The sequence below is a fragment of the Streptomyces sp. NPDC058198 genome (assembly GCF_042882605.1).
Taxonomy (GTDB): domain Bacteria; phylum Actinomycetota; class Actinomycetes; order Streptomycetales; family Streptomycetaceae; genus Streptomyces.
In genome coordinates this window covers 259,751-277,517 of sequence record NZ_JBHVVP010000007.1, presented here as the reverse complement: position 1 = coordinate 277,517, position 17,767 = coordinate 259,751, and the positions used below count along the sequence as shown (strand labels likewise).

At 71.5% G+C, this 17,767-nt stretch carries 4 protein-coding genes; 1 reads left to right on the top strand and 3 read right to left on the bottom strand.

Annotated features, from left to right (window positions below; genetic code table 11):
- Positions 1-42 precede the first annotated feature (42 nt).
- Both ACFVWW_RS24000 and ACFVWW_RS23995 read right to left on the bottom strand, forming a co-directional pair.
- A complete protein-coding gene (locus ACFVWW_RS24000) occupies positions 43-9,363 on the bottom strand; it encodes an amino acid adenylation domain-containing protein (protein ID WP_386878988.1) in 9,321 nt (3,106 codons plus the stop codon).
- Positions 9,360-13,289, bottom strand: a complete 3,930-nt coding sequence (locus tag ACFVWW_RS23995; protein WP_386878989.1) for an amino acid adenylation domain-containing protein — start codon at positions 13,287-13,289, stop codon at positions 9,360-9,362. Before ACFVWW_RS23995 ends, ACFVWW_RS24000 begins: the two co-directional genes overlap by 4 nt.
- 707 nt (positions 13,290-13,996) lie before the next feature.
- On the opposite strand from ACFVWW_RS23995, the gene ACFVWW_RS23990 reads away from it, so the two are divergent.
- The gene (locus ACFVWW_RS23990) at positions 13,997-14,995 is read left to right on the top strand and encodes an ankyrin repeat domain-containing protein (protein ID WP_386878990.1); all 999 of its coding nucleotides are present in this window, start codon (positions 13,997-13,999) and stop codon (positions 14,993-14,995) included.
- Between the two features lie 48 nt (positions 14,996-15,043).
- On the opposite strand, the gene ACFVWW_RS23985 is transcribed toward ACFVWW_RS23990, so the two are convergent.
- On the bottom strand, positions 15,044-17,446 hold the full coding sequence (locus ACFVWW_RS23985; protein ID WP_386878991.1) for a hypothetical protein: 2,403 nt from the start codon (positions 17,444-17,446) through the stop codon (positions 15,044-15,046).
- Positions 17,447-17,767: the final 321 nt, after the last annotated feature.

The window sequence follows — 17,767 nt, the reverse complement described above, 5'->3', positions numbered from 1 at the left end:
GCGGCGCGGCGCGGGAGGTGAGGCGAGGCGGGCCGGATGCGGTCATCGCCTCTCCGAGCCGGGCGGCGTGTCCGCGTTGACGGCCTCGGTCACGTGCTTCACCTGGGGCGGCCGCACGATGTCGTAGTGGCTGGTCTCCAGGTGACGCAGGCTCGACGGCCGGGGCAGCAGCGCCTCCCAGGCCGCGGCCTGGGCGTCCGGCGACCCCGGCACCGGCAGCCCCGGCGTCGGCAGCCCGGCCAGCCACAGCGTGCTCGGCGTACGGCTCAGCCGCGGCAGCCGGTGGTCCGCCATGCTGCGCAGATTGGCGCGGCAGCACCGGGTGAGCCGGTCCGCGTACTGCTGCGCCTCCTCGCCCGGCGGGCGGTCGGTGTCCTGGCGGGCCAGCTCGTGGGCGAACACCGTACGGATCTGCTGCTCGTCGTAGCCGCCGAGGACCGGCCCGGCGCCGGGCGGCGGTGGATCGAGCAGGTAGACGTGGTCCACGGGCTGTGCGTCCGTCTCGGCCGCGGCCGCCATGGACAGCGCCACCCAGGCACCGAACGACCAGCCGGCCAGCCGCCGGCGCCATTCGGTGTGCGGGAAGCGGGCCTCTACGGCCGCGTAGTAGCACGCGGCTCGTTCGGTGAGGGTCCACGGCGGCAGACCGGGGTCGCGCAGCGCCGGGTCCGCGATCAGGCACACGGTCAGCCGGGGATCGAGGGCCGTGACCAGGGACCGGTACGCCTGGATGTCACCGCCCACGGGGTGCACCAGGCAGAGCACGTCGCGGCCCGTGCCCGCCTGCCAGATCTCCAGCCGCACCGGATCGGCGCCGGGAGTCTCGGCGCGGGCCGCGGCGCCGAGGTGTTCGAGTATCTCGTCGAGGCTGACGCGGTGGCTGAGCCGGGACAGTTCCAGCTCGATCCCGTACCGGTCGTGGATGTCCGTGATCAGTTCAAGGAACGTGAGGGAATCGGCGCCCAGGTCGTACAACGAGGCCGACGGGTCGAGGGAGTCCGTCCCCAGGGTCCGGCACAGCAGGCCGGCCAGCTCGGCGGCAGTCGGGAGAGCACCCGAACCCGTGCTCGCCACCGTTGCCGCCACCGCCGCCGTTGCCGTTGCCGTTGCCGTTGCCGTTGCAGGGACCGGGGCGGGATCGGCGGGCTCGTAGAACGACTGCGCCCGGTCGAGGGCCGTGGTGGAGACCATCAGGTGCGGCAGTTGCAGCCGCAGCGCGTCCGCGAACACCCGCCGGCCCTCGTCCGCGGTGAGCCCGACCGCCAAGTGGGCCCGGTGCCGGGCGTCGTGGTGCAGGGCGTTCGTGGCCATGCCCGTGTCGCTCCAGATGTCCCAGTCGAGGGCGATACGGACGGTGTCGTCGGCCGGGCCGCCGGCCCGGTGCTGGGCGAAACCGTCCAGGAGCCCGTTGGCGGCGGCGTAGTCGAACTGGCCGATGCCGCCGTACCAGGCAGACATCGACGAGCAGTAGACGGCGTAGGCGGGGCGGTGCGTCGCGATGAGCCCTTCCATCAGCAGGGCCCCGCGCAGCTTGGCCTCCGTCCCGCGTCGCATCGCGTCGGCGTCGCGCCGCACCAGCAGGGCGCCGGACGCGACGCCCGCCGCGTGGACGATGCCCTCGATGCGCCGGCCGTCCCCGTCGATGCGGGCCCGTACCCGCTCGGGCGGCTCCTCGGCCAGGTCGGCCTCGATGCACTCGACGCGGTCCGCCCAGCGTGTCAGCGCCTGCGGCAGGTTCGCACGCCGGGCCACCAGGACGACACGGCAGTCGGTCGTCTCCAGCAGATGCGCGGCGATGCTGCCACCGATTCCGCCGGTGCCGCCCAGGACGAGCCAGCGGGCCTCGTCGCTGCCGGCCGGATCCCGACAGGGCGGCGCGGAACGGGTGGGAGCCTCGACGGGGTTCGGCGTCACGTGCCACCAGTACCCCGAGCGCAGCGCCAGCCGCCGGGGCAGCGCCGCCGCGTTCTCGTCCGCCAGCACGGACGCCAGCGACGCGGCCCAGTGCGCAGGCCGGGGAGTCGGCAGGTCGAGCCAGCACGTGGACAGGCCGGTCTCCTGACGCGGCACCTCCACGGCCCCCGCGAGGAGACCCAGTTCGGGGCGCTCCACCGGTCCTTCGACCGGCTGGGCTCTGTGCGACAGCCACCAGACGCGAGTCGGACCGGCGGCTTCGGCGTCCTCGGCGCCTTCGGCAATCGCCCGTACCAGCGCGGCGGGCGTGTCCAGGCAGGCCCAGCGGGCCCGTGCGAGGGCCGCCTCACCGACCTCGCCGTCCACCGCCAGCGGCAGGGCGTGCAGCCAGTCGAGACCGGCCGGCGCCTCCTCCCGCAGGGCGCGCAGCAGCAGGCCGAGCGAGGTGGCATCGGCGGGATCGACGGTGTAGACGTCGTCCGCGCACCGGGCGAAGGCGTCGCCTGCGCCGACCCGGACCACTCGCCCGTACGCGCGTGCCAGGTCCTGCCAGTCGGCCGCCTCGGACGGCGTGGCGGTCATGACGACCAGGACCCGCGCGCTGTCCTTGCCGGCCCCGGGGACGGCTCGCCTCAGCCGTACCCAGGCCGGCTGGTGCAGCCACCGGTCCTCGGGCAGTCGGCGCACGCCGTCGCCGGGGCCGGCCTGCGCGCCGGACGCGATCCTGGGGAAGTCGTGCTCGGACAGGTCGAAGGCGGGCGGCGGGAAGTCCCAGGGGGCCTGGGCCGGACCGGCGGGCCACTGGACAGGGTGCCCGGCCGTCCACGCGGCTGCCAGCCGTTCCGGGGCGCGGTCCGCGGCGAGCGGCGCCTCGTCGGCGGGAGACGCCTGCGTACCGGTGGCCGTACGCAGCCACGCGACGGCTGACGCGGCGTCGGGGCATACTGCGGCGGCGCGCCACCGGTGGGCGGGACGGCCCGCCTGGAGGTGGCGCAGCACCTGCTCGTACCGGTCCGGCCGGGCGCTCAGGTAGGCCGCGACGCGGGCCGCGTCGGCCCGCAGCCCCGCCGCGCTGCGGCTGGACAGGACGAGGCAGGGCACGGTCACGGGCCCTGGCACGGGGTCGGCCGGCGCGCCCTGTTCGAGGATCAGATGGGCGTTGGTGCCGCCGATGCCGAAGCTGCTGACGGCCGCCACCCGCGGCCGGTCCGCCGGCCACGGAGCGGACACGGCCGGTACGTGGAACGGTGTCGGGTCGTCACCGAGGTGCGGGTTGAGGCGGCGGAAGCCGACGTTGGGGGGTATCCGGCCGTGGTGCACCGCGAGGGCGGCCCGTACGAGTCCGACGACACCGGCGGCGGCGCCGAGGTGCCCGATCTGACTCTTGACGGACGACAGCGCGCAGCGCCCGGACTCGGCCAGGTCGAACGCCTGGCGCAGGGCGTCCACCTCCACCGGGTCGCCGAGCCGGGTGGCCGTACCGTGTGCCTCCACGTAGCCGAGGTCGGCGCTGCGGCGGCCGCTGCGCCGCAGCGCGGTACGGATGACCTCGCGCTGGCCCGCCAGGGACGGGGCGCTGTAACTCATCTTGTCGGCGCCGTCGTTGTTCAGGGCCGACCCGGTGACGACCGCGTACACGGTGTCGCCGTCGCGCCGGGCTCGCGAGAGCCGTTTGAGGACCACGACGCCGACGCCGCTGGCGCCGATGGTGCCGCCCGCGTCGTCGCTGAAGGGCCTGCAGTGGCCGTCGGGGGAGAAAATGTGCTGTGGCCGGTAGGTGTAGCCGTCGCTGAGCTGGGTGTCGACCAGGACTCCGCCCGCGAGCATGACGTCGGCGTCGCCCTGACGGAGCAGGCCGGCGGCGACGTGGACACCGGCGAGGGAGCTGGCGCAGGCGGCCTGCACGGTGAGCGCCGGGCCGGTGAGGCCCAGATGGTAGGCGGCCTTGGTGGCGAGGAAGTCCTTCTCGTGGTGGAGGGCCAGTTGGAAGGAGTCGGGCAGGGCTGCCGGGTCGCCTTCGCGCAGCATCGACTGGAAGTACGTGTTCTCTCCGCAGCCGGCGACGAGACCGACGCGCCGTACGGCCGGATCGGCGATGCCGGCGTGGGCGAGTGCCTCGACGCAGCTCATCAGCAGGTGTCGTTGCTGGGGGTCCATCAGCCGGGCCTCCTGGCGGCTGATGGAGAAGTGACCGGGATCGAATGCCAGCAGACCGTCCATCTGGCTGCGGGCGCCCACCTTTCCGTCCGGGGCGTCGAAGTGTTCGATACCCCGGGCGCCCGACTCGACCATGTCCCAGAAGGCGGCCAGGTCGGAGGCGCCGGGCAGCCGGACGGCCATACCGATGACGGCGATCGGTTCGTCCGAGGTGAAGTCGGAGGCGGGCACGGAGGCGGAGACGGGCACGGGCGCTTCGTCGCTTCGCGCGGCGAGGAAGCGGCTCAGTGCCCGGATCGTCACGTGCTCGAACAGGTCGGGGATGGTGAAGTCCAGGTCCGGTTCGGCCACGCAGCGCAGGTGGAACCGCATCAGGTCGAGGCTGGTCGCGCCGGCGTCGAAGAAGCGCTGTTCCGGGGAGACGCTCCGGCCCGTGGCCGCGGTGAACAGCCCGGACAGGCGCGCCTCGCGTGCCGAGATGCCTGGCGCCCGCTCGGCGCCGACGACGGCGGCGCGCTCTTCCGTGCTCGCTTCCAGTGCCGCCCGGCGGTCCAGCTTGCCGCTGGGCGTACGGGGCAGCGTGCGCAGGCGGCGGAAACGGTGCACGCGCATATGTGCCGGCAGCAGGGCCGCGAGATGAGCGCCGATGTCCTGCGGCAGGGCCTCCCCCTGACGCCACTGGAGGCAGGCCACCAGGTGAGTACCGTCGAGGACGACGACGGCCTGGTCGATCCGGGGATGCCGCAGCAGGGCGGCCTCGATCTGGCCGGGTTCGACGCGGTGACCGCTGACCTTGACCTGCTCGTCGTCGCGGCCCGAGTAGTGCAGGAGGCCCTGGCGGTCGAAACGGGCGAGGTCACCGCTGCGGTAGAAGGTGCCCGATTCCGCGTCGGCCGCGAACCGGGTCCGGTTCAGGCCGGCATCACCCACGTAGCAGGGCGCGGCCATGGAACCGCCGATGAGCAGGTGGCCCGTGCGGCCGGGCGCCACGGGCTGCCCGTCGTCGTCGACCACCCGGAGGTGCGCGTTCGCGACGGGGCGGCCGATGGCGGGGCGGTCCGGCCAGCGGGCGGGGTCGCCGTCCAGGCACAGCCCGCTCACCACGTGCGTCTCGGTCGGCCCGTAGTGATTGAACAGCCGCGCCCCGGAAAGCCCGGCAAACCAGCGCCGGATCGCGTCGGTGCACACCAACTGCTCGCCCGCGGTGATGACTTCACGCAGCCGCGACGGATAGCGGCCCAGCAGGACGCCGTGCTCGGCGAGCAGGCTGAGGGCCACGTACGGCATGAAGAGGCGTTCGACGGCGGCGGTCTCCAGCTGCTCCAGGAGGGCGGGCACGTCCTGGCGCCAGCCGGGCCGGATCAGATGCAGCCGGCCGCCGCCGCACAGGGTGGTGAAGATCTCCTGGAAGGAGACGTCGAAGGACAGCATCGAGAACTGCTGCGTGACGGCAGGCCCTGGGAGACCGCCCTCCCCGGTCTGCCACGCCAGCAGATTGCACAGGGTGCTGTCCGGCACCTGGACGCCCTTGGGCGTGCCCGTGGAGCCGGAGGTGAACAGGATGTACAGCGGTCGCAGGCCCTGGTGGGGCCGGAAGGCCGGCGGGGCGGGCGGCGCGGGCGGCAGGGTGACCGGATGACGGGGCAGGTCCACGCCGGCGACGGCGTCGAGGGCGGACTCCTCGCCGGGTGCCAGCAGGACACAGAGCGGCTCGACGCGGCCGAGGATCTGCCGCAGCAGCGCGGGCGGATAGGACGGATCGAGCGGCACAGCGGTGATGTTGAGGCGCGCGAGCGCGAGCAGCGCCACCACGTGCTCGATCGACGGTGACAGGTGCAGTGCCACACAGGCGGGTGCATCGGCCGTAGGCAGCGGGTGCCGGGCGCGCAGTTCGTCGGCCAGCGCCGCGGCCTGGGCGTCCAGTTCGCTGTAGCTCAGTGTGCGGTCGCCGTACGTCACCGCCGGGGCGTGCGGGGTGCGCCGTACCTGGCGGGCGAAGCCCTCGGCCACGGTGGTGAAAGCCGGCGTGCCCGGCGCACCGCGGCCCGGGTCGGCGAGAGCGCGGCGGTAGGGGGCCACGATGTCGGCGAGTGTGCCCGTACCCCCTGCGGCCAGCCGGTCGAGCCCCTGGACGAACAGGTCGGTGAGGGACTCGATGTCCGCGGGGTCGAAATAGTCGTCGGCGTACTCCCACAGACAGTCGAAGCCGTTCTCGTGCTCGACCACGGAGAGCGTCAGCGGGCACTTGGCCTCGGCCGGCTGCGGGAACTCCGGGCGGCTGTCGCAGCCTTGCAGCGCCAGCGCCCCGAAGTCGGTGTTCTCCAGTACGAACATGAAGTCGAAGGGCGTCCCGCCGCTGCGCGTGCGCCAGTCGTCCAGTACGTCGGCGAGCCCCACGTCCTGCCGGTCGAGGACCGTCTGTACGGCCGCCGACAGGGTCCGCACCTGGCGGCCCAACTCCGCGGCGGGGTCGAGGGCCACCGGCAGGAGCACGGTGTTGGCGAACATGCCCACGCTGGTCTCGAAGTCGGGCAGCGGCCGTCCGGCGACCGGGGCGGCGATGACGGGACGGAGCTGTCCTGTGACGCCGTACAGACTCCACGCGTACGCACTGAGCAGCAGGTGGAAGCGGGTCAGGCCCAGTTCGGCGCTCAGCCGGTCCAGAGCCGTGCGCCGTACGAGGTCGAGCGAGGTGCGCACGAGGCGGCCGGTGGGGCGTTCGCGGCCCGTGGGCTGTTCCGCCGTGCGCAGTGGCTCCAGGGGCGGGGATGCGGGCTCAAGGCCGCCGTAGTACGCGCGAAGGTCCGCGCGCTGGGTGCGGTAGGCGTCGTGCGTGCGCCAGTCCTGCTGCCAGAGCGCCAGGTCCAGCGGGGTGGCGGCGCCGCTGCCGTCTTCCGGCCGCTCGGCTTCCGGGTCCGCGCCGTGGCTCCGGCCGTCGCCCAGGGCGGTGGCGTAGCCGGCGGACAGTTCACGGAACAGTACGTTGAGGGACCAGCCGTCGACGGCGATGTGGTGCAGGTGCAGCAGGAGCGTCCCACCGCCGTCCCACGGCAGCCATCCGGCCCTGAGCAGCCGCGGATCGGCCAGGTCGAAGGGCGTGCCGGACAGCTGCCGGGCCGCTGCCTCCCCGTCGTCCCCGTCCTCGCCGTCCTCCCCGTCACCGGCCACGACCGGGTGCCACGGGTCGTACGGCTCGGCCACGCGCTGCACGAGTCCACCGGCCGTGGCCTCGAACGCGGTGCGCAGGGCGGGGTGGCGTACGACCAGCCCCCGAAGTGCCCGGCGCAGCGCGGGGACGTCGAGGTCGCCGCGTACCCGGAAGGCGAGGGGCACGTCGTACGCGCGGGAGTGCGGGTCGCGCTGCTGGATCAGCCACAGGCGCTGCTGCTCGGCGGTGGCCGGGGCACGGTCGCGACCGGTGACCGGCGCGGGCAGCGGCGGGTGGACGCGGTCGCCCGCGGCGCGGCCCGCCTCGACGGCGGCGGCCAGCGCGGCGAGATCGGAGCCGAGGACCAGCGACTGCGGCACGTCGCAGCCGTAGCGTCTGCGCACCTCGAAGCGGAGTCTCAGCGCTTTGAGGGAGTCACCGCCCAGCGGGATCCACCGGTCTTCGAGGCGCGGGTCCGTAACGCCGAGGACGTCACCGGCGAGGTCGAGTATCTCGCGCTGCCAGGGCGTGGTACGGGTGTCCGCGCCGCGCGCGGGGCGCCAGGGTTCGACGGCTCGGCGCAGAAGGGCGTCCCGGTCGACCTTGCCGTTGGCGGTGAGCGGGAGCGCGTCCACGAGGTGCAGGTGGTGCGGGCGCATGTAGGCGGGCAGGCCGGCGGCCAGATGACGGTCGAACCGCTCGAACGACAGCTCGCCGCGCGGGACCAGATAGGCCAGGAGCTCGTTGGCGCCGGTGGCGTCGCGGCGGGTGCAGACGTACGCCTGCCGGACCGCCGGGTGGGAGACCAGGCAGCGTTCGACCTCGCCGGGCTCGATACGGAAGCCGCGCACCTTGACCTGCCGGTCGGCGCGGCCCACGTAGGTGATCAGGCCCTTCTCGTCACGGCGCACGAGGTCGCCGGTGCGGTACCAGCGGGTGCGGCCGGCGTCGTGCCACGGCAGCGTCACGAACCGGCGGGCGGTCTCCTCGGGCAGGTTGCGGTACCCGGCGGCGAGACCGTCCCCGGACAAGTACAGTTCCGCGACTTCCGCAGGCCGCGCGGGGCGTGTGCCGTCCGCGACGAGGAGCGTGCCGGTGCCGGGCAGAGCGTCACCGAGCGGTACGACATCGCCGTCGAAGTCACGCGGGACCGGGTGGCACAGCGCGAACGTGGTGGACTCGGTCGGCCCGTAGACGTTGAACAGCCTCGTCGTGGACGTGGCCGCGTTGTGCCAGTACCAGCGGCTGATCAGCGGGGCGTTGAGCTGCTCGCCGCCGATCAGGACCTGCCGCACCGAGGAGAAGCAGTCGGGCACCTGGTCGGTCACCGCGTTGAACAGGGCGACCGTGAGGAACATGGTGTCGACGGCCTCGCGCCGCAGTGCCGCGTCGAGTGCGTGCGGTGTCTGCACGTCCTCGTCGGGCAGGATCACGCAGCAGCCGCCGGTCAGCAGCGGCACCCACACCTCGAAGCTCAGCGCGTCGAAGGCGGGGTTGGACAGGCAGGCGTAGCGGGCGCCTTCGGCCAGGTCGAGGTAACCGTCGCGGGCCAGCCGCAGGACACCGGCGTCCCGCACCTCGACGCCCTTGGGGCGGCCGGTGCTTCCGGAGGTGTAGAAGAGGAACGAGACCGTCGGCTCTGCGCACGGGTCCTGCCACGTGTCGGCGACCGGGGCGACCGGCTCCGGCGAGAGACCGTCGGGTCCGTCGGCGGGTGCCAGCAGCGCCGAGCACACGAGACCCGTGACGGCCGCGGGCAGCGCTTCCTGTGGCGCACCGTCGTGCACCAGCACCGTGGCCCCCGCGTCCCGCAGAATGTGCTCGCGCCGCTCGGGCGGACTCTGCGCGTCCAGGGGTACGACGACGGCGCCGGCCCGCAGCACGCCGAGCATGACGCAGACCAGCTGCCAGGAGCGCGGCAGACACACCGCGACCGCCTGGCCGCGCCGTACGCCGTGCAGACGCAGGGACTCGGCGACGGCCGCGCTCAGCCTGTCGAGCCCGGCTCGGTCGACCACGTGCCCGCCGTCCACGATCGCGGGCGTGTGCGGCGCGCGCCGCACACCGGCCAGCACCGCCGCCGCCAGACCCTTCGCCGCGGGAGGACCGGGGGTACGGGGCGCCTCGGCGAAGTCCGGAGTCATCGCGCCTCCCGGACTCTGAGAGAGGCATCCTGCGGTGCGGGCCGTGGGAGGGGCGGCGCCGCGCACTGCTTCAGTTCCCGCTCGATCACGGCGGCGACCAGCGGCGCCTCGGCGTTCTCCAGCATCTCCCAGTGGTCGCAGTCCATCGGTTCCACGTGGTGCTCGCCGTCGGCGCGCGTGCGCCAGAACGTCCGCACCGCGTCGAGGAACGCCTCGTCCGCGCCTCCGCCGACCGCCTGCAGCAGCACAAGCCGCGCGGCGGAACGGGCGGGGATGTGCTCGCGCGCCGTCATGCGGTTGTGGTTGTAGATACGGAAGTACTGCTCGATCTGCTCGTCGTCGATGCCGGGGTACATGCCGTTGAAGCGGACCAGCTTGTCGCGGAACTCGGCGATGTCCACGGGCGTGACGGCGGCGCGCTCGGCGGGGTCGTCGGTCGCCTGCGTGTCGAGCAGGACCACACTGACGTCGGTCCTGCCCGCCGCGGCCAGCCGGCGTCCCATCTCATGGGCGACGAGACCGCCGTAGGAGAGGCCCGTCAGCACCAGCGGGCCGTCGCCCAGGGGCTCGATGAGCCGCAGATACGCCTCGGCCATGGCCTCGACGCTGGGCAGGAACGATTCGCCCGGGTTCACTCCCGGTGACTGGACGCCGTACAGGCCGATGTCGTCGGGCAGCGCCTTGGCCAGGGAGAGGTAGCAGAAGGCGGTCCCTCCGGCGGGGTGCACGCACACCACGCGCCGGCCGCTCTCACCGGCTCGGAATTCGATGAGGTTGCTCGCCGGCCGCCCGGACGCGCCCCGCCTGATGAGCCCGCCGAGGTCCTCGACGGTCGGGTGGAGCATGATGTCGCGGACGGCGATCGTCTCGCCCAGCGTCTCCCGCACCCGGTGCGCCATCTTGATCGCGGACAGGGACGTACCGCCCAGGTCGAAGAAGCTGTCGCGGATGCCGATGTCCTCGGTCAGCAAGATGTCCTGCCAGATCTGATAGAGGCTCAGCTCTATGTGGTCGCGCGGACTGGCCATGTTGACCTGGGTGGCCGCGCTGGAGCGCGCCAGTTCGAGGAGGGCCGCCCGGTCGAGCTTGCCGCTGCGGTTGAGCGGCAGGGAGGGGAGCTCCACGAAGAGGGCGGGGATCATGTAGTCGGGAAGCCGCGCCGCCAGCAGGGCGCGCCACGCGTGCGGCGGACGCGGGGGTGCGTCACCTCTGCCGACCCCGGCCACCAGGCGCAGTTGGCCGCCGGCGTCGCGGTCCGCCAGCACGGCCGCCTCCCTGACACCGTCGAGCGCCAGGACCGCCGCCTCGACCTCGCCCGGTTCGATGCGGAAGCCGCGCAGTTTCACCTGATCGTCCGAGCGGCCAAGGTACTCGGCGTTGCCGTCGGGCAGGCGCCGGGCCAGGTCACCGGTGCGGTAGAGGCGCTCGCCGGGGACGAACGGATCGGCGATGAAGCGTTCGTCCGTCAGGTCGGGCCGGTGCAGATAGCCCTGGGCGAGGCTCGCGCCGCCGAGGTAGACCTCGCCGGCGACCCCGGCCGGGACGGGCCGGAGCCGGTCGTCCAGCAGATACAGCCGCGTGCCGGGCAGCGGCCGGCCGATCGGGCACTGCCTCTCCAGCGGCTGGGGGTCGTAGTAGGCGGTGCTGTAGAGGGTGGCCTCGGTGGGGCCGTAGCCGTAACAGACACGCAGTCCCGGCAGGTTCCGCGTCATGCGGTACAGCGCCATCTCGGGCAGGGACTCCACACCGGTCAGGAGTCGCCGCAGGCCCAGTCCGGCCACCCGCCGTGCCGGATCCTCGTCGATCCACTTGATGTACGCGGGCGGTAGGAAGGCCTGCGCGATCCGGTGCTCCCCCAGCCACGCCATCAGCGCCTCGGGATCACCCCGCAGCTCGTCGGGGACCAGGTGCAGGACGCCGCCCGTGGTGAGCGGCATCAGCAGCTCGTGTACGGAGGCGTCGAAGCCGATGCCGGACCACGCCGACGACGCCTCCCCCGGCTCTGCCCCCATCCTGGCCAGCCAGGTGTCGAAGAGGTTGAGAACACTCGCGTGCGTCACCGCGACGCCCTTGGGACGGCCGGTGGACCCCGAGGTGTAGATCACGTAGGCCGGCTGCGAGGGAAGCGCTCGCACGCCGGGCGCGTCGTCGCGGGTGGCCTCCGCCTCGACCGCGCGCAGGGACCGCCACGGCCCGGGCGGTGTGTCCGTCTCGCTGAAGTCGCTGAGTACGAGCGTCGGTGCCGCGTCCTCGACCATCGAGGCCAGCCGGGCGGCGGGCTGTCCCGGATCGAGCGGGAGCCAGGCGGCGCCCGCCTTCAGGACACCGAGAACGCCCACCACCAGCTCCGCGGTCCGCCCCGTGTGCACCCCGATCACCTGGCCGGGGCCGGCCCCGCGGGCCATCAGCGCGTGCGCGAGGCGGTTGGCCCGCTGATCGAGCTCCGCGTAACTGTGCCGGACGCTGCCGCAGACGAGCGCGGGCGCGTCGGGCCGCAGCCGTACCTGGGTCTCGAAGCGCCGCACGAGACCGTCCGGGGCGGCAGACGCGTCCGGTACGCCCTCTCCGGGTCGGCCGGCGTCCCAGTCCGCCACCAGCAGCCGGGTCTCCTCCTCGTCCATCAGGGGAAGGTCCGCGAGGTCGGTGTCGGGCCGCGCGGCCATACCCGTCAGCAGGTGCCGCAGGTGCCGGGCGTACCGCTCGGCCGTCGCATGGTCGAACAGGGCCCGGGCGTAGTCGAGATGGCCCACGACACACCCGTCGGTCTCCGTCAGCGACAGCGCCAGGTCGAACTTGGCGGCCGCGTCGGGGATGTCGAGCGGCTCCACGTCGACATCCGGCAGCACGAGCATCCCCTGCCGGGAAGGCACCCAGACGCACATGGTCTGGAACAGCGGAGTGTGCGCGGGGCTGCGCGGAGGGTTGACCAGTTCCACGACGCGCTCGAACGGCAGGTCCTGATGGTCGAGTGCGTCGCGGACGACACCGCGTACCCGCTTCAACGCGGTCGCCGCCGTCGGGGTACCGGACAGGTCGACGCGCAGCGCGAGGGAGTTGACGAAGAAACCGATCAGCCCCTTCACCTCACCGTGGCGGCGGTTGGCCGTCGGGGTGCCCACCACGATGTCGCTCTGTCCGGTCAGCCGGGACAGCAGGACCGACCAGCCGGTGAGTACGGCGACGAACAGCGTTCCACCGGACTTCCGCGCCACGGACTTCAGCGCCGCGGTGAGCTCCCGGTCGAGACGGAAACTGACGCGACCGCCCCGGTGGTCCTGCTCGGGCGGGCGCGGCCGGTCGGTGGGCAGCGGGAGGAGAGCGGGTGCGCCGTCGAGGTTCCGCTGCCAGTACGCGGCCTGCGCGGCGGACTCCTCACCCTCGGCCTGCGCGCGCTGCGCGCGGGCGTAGTCGGCGTACTGGAGGACCGGTGCCGGCAGCGGATCTGTGTCGCCGCTCGCCGAAGCCGCGTACGAGAGCCCCAGTTCACGCAGGAGCACGTCCATCGACCAGCCGTCGAAAACGGAGTGATGCATCGTCAGCAGCAGCACGTGATGGCGCGCGCCGATGACGACGAGACGGCCGCGCCCGAGCGGTCCCCGGCGCAGGTCGAAGGGGGTGGTCAGCTCCTCGTACCGCAGGGCGGCCAGTCGTTCCTCGGCGTCGTCGCGGCCTGTGAGGTCCTCCACCACAAGGGTGAAGCCGGTCCCGGGCGGATCGATGTACTGGAGCACCTCGCCCCCGGCCTCGGCCAGCCGGGTCCGCAGCGTCTCGTGCCGGCGGACCAGAGTGTCGAGCGCCTGCCCGAGGACGCGCCGGTCGAGCGGCCCGCGCAGCCGGAAGGCCATCGCCTCGTTGTATGCCTCGCTGGCGCCGGGCATCTGGGACAGGAACCACATGCGCTGCTGCGGGAAGGACGAGGGCGCCACCTCATGTCCGGGGTTGGGCTGGCGCCGACCATCGCGTTCGCTGGGAGCGGGGAAGTGGGAGGAAGAGGTGCGGGGGGTGGGGTGAGACGGCAAGGCTTGTTCATCCCCTCTACGGAGAATGGGGTGTTTTCACGCATGCTTCGAGCCCGCGCGGAGCCGGGAAAGGAGGTGCTCGCGGGGGGCGCCGACCCGGACGTCTCCAGGCTCGGTGGTCAGTAGGCCGCTTCGGTCACCTGGTACCGATGCCGGTGCCGGTACTGGTGGGGGCGGGGGACATACTCACGGGCGTTTACAGACGCTCATGTGACGACAACGTTGCCAACGCATGTCGTGGGCGCCGGAGCGACGTTTCACAGGGCGTACCAGCTTCCTCGTGAGCCACACAGCGGACGTGAGGACTTCGCGCCTGGCTCCGGGGGGCCGGTGGGGCTGCCAGGGCGCACGGCGATAATTGATCACGCTCCGACAGCCTGTCAATGGTCACCTTGGGAGGGGCCAACTGCGGGCCATGAGCAGCACTTTGAGCCCTTGACGCGATGACCGGGTGCGCGGGTAGTCTGTCGCTCGGTTTTCACCTGACCGCCCCTCGACACAGACATTCACCGGCGCCCGGGCCGGAGGGGATCGGCGCCGAACCGCTCGTGCCGCCCGAGGCAAGGGCTGCGGGTTCTGGCGTCACTGTCAGTGCTGGTTGCGATGATCACTGGATGAGTGAGAAAAGCTGGCATCTCCAGGACTGGGACGAACTGGCGTGCGTGAGGGCGCGGCTTGCGAGTGGGGAATCTCCGACCGCACGCCTGGGATCGGGCTGGGACTGGGAAACGCCACTGCACTTGGCGGCAGAGGCGGGCGCCGTCGCGGCGGTAACCGCGATGCTGCCCTACACGCGGGAAGTGGACACGCCGGACGCACAGGGGCTCACGCCTTTGTGGCGGGCAATCGAGGGCATGCACGGAGAGACCGTGCAGATTCTTCTCGACGCGGGAGCCGATGCATGGCGCCCCTGCGTGGGTGAGGTGACGCCAGGGCTGCTGGCACTGACGACAGACCTTGCGCCATTGGTAGAAGGGAAGCCGGGAGCCGTGCCGTTGACGGCGGCACAACGGGCGGAGCAGGCACGGGCGGACCGGCTCATCGGCGTCTTCTCAGCAGAGCTGATCCACTCCGAAGGCCTGGGTGTGACGTTCACCGACGCAATCGGTGAAGATGAGGTCATCCGTCGGCTTGGTGCCGATCCTGCGGAGTGCCCCGTATGGCAGCAGGATTCGGAGGTGGACCAGATGTCGCTGTTCAACGCGGGCGGCAACCATGCGCTCGGCGTTACCGGTACCGCGCTTGGCTGCATCATCAGCCAGCCTTTCTGGACGGCGCTGGACGACGACGAACTGGCCCGCAGACTGTCGCCGGCCACCACCTACAGCCTCTATTTCAACCCCAAGGGCGGTACCTTCGGAACGCTGTACCGCAATGGCACCAAAGTACGCCATGAGGAGATAGGTCCCCTGACGCCGTTGGTGGATGATCCGCCAGAGCATTGGCTTTACCGCTTCTGGCAGCGGCCCGGCGTCACCTTTGCCCATGACGCCAATCTCCTCGCGTACGCCTGCGCGATGGGAGGCATCAGCAAGGCAAGCGCCAGGGACTGCTGGGCACTGTGCAGTGGGCCGCGCCGTATCGTGCAGGTGCCATTGAGGTCCTGGTCTTGAGCTAAGGGCTGTCCCGTCGGTGCTGCGTCGAAACCGGTTCGCTCGCCTTCACACGGTGAATCCGTCGAGGGTGCTGTACTGACCGGACAACTTGGTCACCACGATGGTGTGTCTGCCCGAGGAGAGCAGACCGGACGTGTACACCGCGACGTTCGCATGTCGTACGCCGTCGCTCGGCAGTGTGCTGACGACCTGCTGCGGTCCGCCGTCGATGCTGATGCCGATGTTTCCCTGGTCGGTGTTCTGCTCGCCGTACACCGTGACTCTGGTGCCGGTGAAGGTGAGCGACGCGGTCGACCCGTTCGACGTCGCGTAGTGGACATCGTTCTGATGGTCGCCGTAGGAGCGGCCGCCCGCGTACGCGAATCCGCTGTAGGTGATGCTGCTGTCGTCGTCGTTGAGCCGGATGGATCCAGGGACCTGCGGAGTGACGGAGATCTGCCCGGCTGTGGTGCCGGCCGGAACCGGGACGATCATGAATCCGCTGGACAGGTGGGTCACATTGGCGACCGGGGTGGTGCCGATGTATACCGGCGTTGCCGGGCCGAAGCCCTCGCCGGCAACGAGGACCTCCGTCGCGTTGGCCGTGGGCGACACGTAGAAGATTCTCGCGGGGACGGAGAGGACCGGCGTGAAGGAGCCGGAGCCCGTGCCCGCGGCGCGCAGCAGGGCGTTGGGAAGGTCGGTCGGCTTGGGGGTTGCCGGGATGGTCGTGTTCCCACTCGCGTGAGTGTCGACCGGCTGGGCGCACGGGTATGACTGGATGCCGGCGGAGAAGTAATTGCCGGTGATCCAGAAGTGGCCCGTCGGGCTACAGCCGCCCTGTGCTTTGTCACCGGCGCGGAAGGCGACGTTTCCCTGCCAGTTGATCCATTCCGAGCCGGCGTCGTTGTAGTAGGTGAAGTTGGTCGAGGGACCGTTGTAGGCGATGTTGCCGGTGACCTGAAGGCCCTTGGCCAGAGTCTGCACCGGGTCGATCGTCGTCCCGTCCGCCTGGTACACGTACTGCGCCTGGTGTCCCTCGACGTAGACGGCGCCGCCGTCGCTGCGGACGGACAGGTAGTCATGGAGGATGTTGTTGCTGATGGTGTTCGAGCTGTTGATGTTCGTGGTGTTCTGCGGGGTGCTGGCCTGATTGACGTGACCCTGGATGACTCCGGCTGTGATGCCGGTGTAGGGCAGGTCGTACAGGTTGTTCCGGGTAATGGTCGTGTGCTGCGAGAACAACAGGGTGATGCCGCTGGCCGAGGAGTAGTCGGTACCGATGTGATGGATGACGTTGTCCGCCACGGTGGTACCGGTCAGGATTTCGTTGGTGCCGATCGCAGCGGTTTCATTTGCTCCATTGGGGGTGCAGTTCTGCTTGATCCCCGCAGCGTCGGACGGGTCGGTCGGCAGCGGGTCGTAGGTGCAACCGAGGAGGATCGCGGTGGAGGCGATGTCGGTGAACTCGTTGCCCTGAATGAGGGTGTTGGTCGCTCCGTACATCACGCCCAGTCCGGCTCCGCCGAGTTCGGTGAACCGGTTGCCGGTGAGCGTGATGTTCTTGGAAGCGGTGAACGAGACGTTCGCCAGGGGCTGGGTCAGCGATCCCCAGGGGCAGCTTCCTGCGGGATTGGAGAACGTGCACATGCCCTGGTTGTTCGCGCCGGTCATCCGCAGATTGCTCTGCACGTCGGCGAACCCGGAGCTGGTGGAGGGAGCGTTCCAGGTCGCGAACGAGAACTGAAGACCGCTGAAGCTGATGTCATGGATGGGCGCGGCGAGAGTGCCGGCGCCCTGGACCAGGCTCTCGAGGCGCGGCAGTTCCACGTCGAGGGCGGACATCTGCTGGCCTGCGGAAGGCTTGTAGTACAACGTGCCGCTGGCGCCGTCCAGGAACCACTGCCCGGAACCGAGCAGGGCCTGCGCGTTCTCGATCCGCGCGGGCATCGTGTGGGGCGACATGGACGGCAGGCCACCGCTGGCTTGCGCGAAGGACGCCCGGGCGGTCACATTGGTCCAGCACGGCTGGCTCATCCTCAGCGTTCCGGCCGCCGCGGAGAAGCTTGCCACGCGGCACCTCGACTCGGTCCACGGCCCGTTGCCACCGGGGTAGTCGAACTCGACGCCCGCCACCTGGCTTGCGGTCAGCGAGCCGAACCACGCCATCGCCGCCTGGTCGCCGGAGATCGTGTAGCCCGTCGACGTTCCGGTCCACGAGCCCCGGAATCCCAGGCTCGCCGGGGTCGCCTGCGCTATCGGGGCCTTATGGCCGTCGATGTACAGCTGGCGGCTGTTGCTGGAGCTGGGTACCGGAGCGGACCACACCCCGCTCGATCCGCGCTGCGTCCATCCGGTGACCTGTGAGGCCCCCGAGATCACCGGATGCGCCCCTGGCGCGGACCTCCACACCACTGGGTGGCCCGGCGTGCCCGAGTCCGCCGGGCCGAGGGACCAGGTCTTCGACAAGCGATACACACCGTCGGCCAGCAGCACGCTGACGTCCGCGGAACCCTCTGCGGCGAGATGGGTTCGAACCGCCTCCTGGGCACCGGACAGGGAACACGGGGCCGAGGAGGAACAGGTCGAACCCGCCCCGGACGGCGACGCGTAGAGCGTCACGGAGGGCGCGGCAGTGGCGGATTGAACTACGGGTGCCGTCAGAATCAGACCGAGGGCTGCTGCGATCGGGCCGACGCGGCGCAGCAGCCTCCGCGTGATCGAACCTTGTGGTGACACGGGCGGGTCCTTCCCATGTACGGAGATGAGGTGATTCTGAGTGACCGGAGG